The organism is Deltaproteobacteria bacterium, assembly GCA_026712905.1.
In the GTDB taxonomy this organism is placed as follows: Bacteria; Desulfobacterota; Binatia; order UBA9968; family JAJDTQ01; genus JAJDTQ01.
Map to the genome: position 1 here is coordinate 1 of JAPOPM010000224.1, position 1,859 is coordinate 1,859.

A 1,859-nucleotide genomic window follows, 5' to 3' on the forward strand; every position below is an offset into this window, starting at 1 on the left:
ACGGGGGTGGAGTACGGGGCCGGTTTCGGCTACGCGGACCCGTCGCTGGGGCTGGACGTGGCGTTGCGGGTGCACGGTCTCGCGGTGCATGCGGAGGAAGGCTACGGCGAATGGGGGGTGTCGGGGTCGCTCAAGCTCGTGCCGGGCGTCGGGAGGCGTGGCCTGTCGGCGTCGCTGACGCCGGCATGGGGCGCGAACCCGGGAGGCACGGAGCGGCTGTGGGCGGCGCCGGAGTCGTCGGGTCTGGCGGCGGAGGGCGGGACGGTCCCGTCGAGCCGGCTCGACGCGGAGGTGGGCTATGGCATGGCGCTCTTTGGCGAGCGGTTCACGGGGACGCCATATGTGGGTTACGGGCTGTCGGACACGGAGCGCGAGTACCGCATGGGGTGGCGGCTGAGCCTGGGGGACGGCGGGGGCTTCGAGGCGAGTCTCGACGCCGCCCGGCGCGACAACGCCGGCGACACGCCGGAGCACCGGATCGGCGTCGGCGTCACGGCGCGCTGGTAGACGCCGGGCGAGTGGAACCTGGCCGCCGCCTGGAGCGAGGCGGCCAACGACAGGGATGCCGGGAAACCGCGTGATGCTGCGCGCGCTCATCCGCTGGTGAGGCGGGGCGAGCGGATTCCTGCCCGCGTGCGCTGGCTCCCCCGCCAGTGCCTGGAGAGCTTGAGACTTACCCGTGTTGCCATATGGCTTTTCACGGCCAACGGCTCTTGATCGCAACACCCGTGGAGACGGAAAGGGCGGGTTCGGACCGTGTATTCCAAGTACCCACGGACATTTACGGTTTTGTCCGCGCCGTGCTTGAGGAACATTTCGACGACTGGCAAGTACCCTTGCATGGTAGCCAGTATGAGCGGAGTGTTGCCTGCCTCATTGATCAGGTTGGGGTTCGCGTAGGGATCTGCCCCAGCACGCAGCAAGGCCAGAGCGATCTCGGGATGGCCACCTGTTGAGCGGAGATCCAGAGCTGATTGCCATTCTGCGGCGGTCGCTCTTTCGGGAAGTTTTTTGTCGCGCGCCCGTCCCGGAACCGGATCGGGCGTACTGGGAGCTGTCGTCGTGCGCGGGAGAGAGTGCGAGTCGGAAGAGATACGGCGATCACCGCCTGCACGGGCGGTTCCTCACAACCCTTTCCGCTTTCTTCGTGCGGCCCGCCCGCCCCGCGTCGGGCTCCGGGGCGTGCCCGTTGCGTGCCTGGTCTTCGTCGCCATGGCGCTGGCGCACGCGTCTACTGGATCGGCCGAGGACATTACCGTGACAGCGGGTCCGACCTTCATGGATGCAGGACGGAACGTAACGGCTCCCTCATCGGCCGTGACTGCGTTGGAGGGGGAGTCTGCCGGGCACAAGCCGGCGCCGTCGCTCGTGACGGCGCCGCGTGCGACCGGACCCGCCCTGGCGACCGGCTGGCAGGTGCAACTCGGGGCGTTCAGGAGCGAGATCCGTGCAGCGAAGGCTATGGCGGCGCTGGCGCAGACGCTCGCGGACCTGCCCCGGGCCGGCGTGCTGGCCATCGACGATTCGAAGGGCGACGGGCTGTTCCGGGTGATGGTCGCTGATGCCTTCGCCCACCGCGGCGAAGCCGCCGCCACGTGCGCCGCGATCGCCGCTCGCGGGGCGCAGTGCTTCGTCGCCCGCGCCTCCGCGAGGGCCGCGGGCGCGGCGAGCGTGCCTGCGCCCCGGCCCTCATCGGAGTCTGCCGGGCGCAAGCCGGTGGCCGCACCCGTAGCGGCGCCCGCACCCGGCGTTCTTGAGCGGCTCGACACGCTGGAAGCGGAAAACCGCCAACTGCGTAACGAGATTGAAGCGCTCAAGGCGGAACGGACAAAGCCGTCCCATGCGCCGCCTTCTCGGGC

General features: G+C 69.8%; 2 protein-coding genes. Both read left to right on the top strand.

What is annotated here, in order from left to right:
* On the top strand, positions 1 to 507 hold a 507-nt coding region (locus OXF11_19150; GenBank protein MCY4489215.1), incomplete at its 5' end, for a hypothetical protein.
* A 705-nt stretch (positions 508 to 1,212) separates the two neighbouring features.
* Positions 1,213 to 1,859: bZIP transcription factor (locus OXF11_19155; GenBank protein ID MCY4489216.1), on the top strand; the 647-nt coding region annotated here is incomplete at its 3' end.